This is a genomic window from Mameliella sp. CS4, from assembly GCF_019392335.1.
Taxonomy (GTDB): Bacteria; Pseudomonadota; Alphaproteobacteria; order Rhodobacterales; family Rhodobacteraceae; genus Antarctobacter.
This window is the reverse complement of the sequence record NZ_JAHXRQ010000298.1, coordinates 1-233: the sequence shown is the minus strand read 5'-3', so window position 1 is coordinate 233 and position 233 is coordinate 1. Positions and strand designations below refer to the sequence as shown.

The 233-nt window shown below is 67.4% G+C and carries 1 protein-coding gene; it reads right to left on the bottom strand.

The features are described from left to right. The coding region (locus KZZ07_RS27470; protein ID WP_255564634.1) for a sulfurtransferase at nt 1–233 on the bottom strand (233 nt) is incomplete at both ends.

Genomic DNA, 233 nt, shown 5'->3' with positions numbered 1-233 from the left:
CTCAACCACGGGTGCGTCCAGGCTCAGCGGGAAACCTGCCGTGTGCCAGGCCTTGAGGCCACCGTCCAGAATAAACACGCCATCACGCTTGCCCAGCCAGGCCAGCAGCCACCAGGCGCGGGCGGCATAGGCGCCGGGGCCGTCGTCATACAGCACGATATCGGTGTCGGCGTTGATGCCCCAGGCCCGCAGCTGCACAACCAACGTATCCGCTGCCGGTAGCGGGTGGCGAC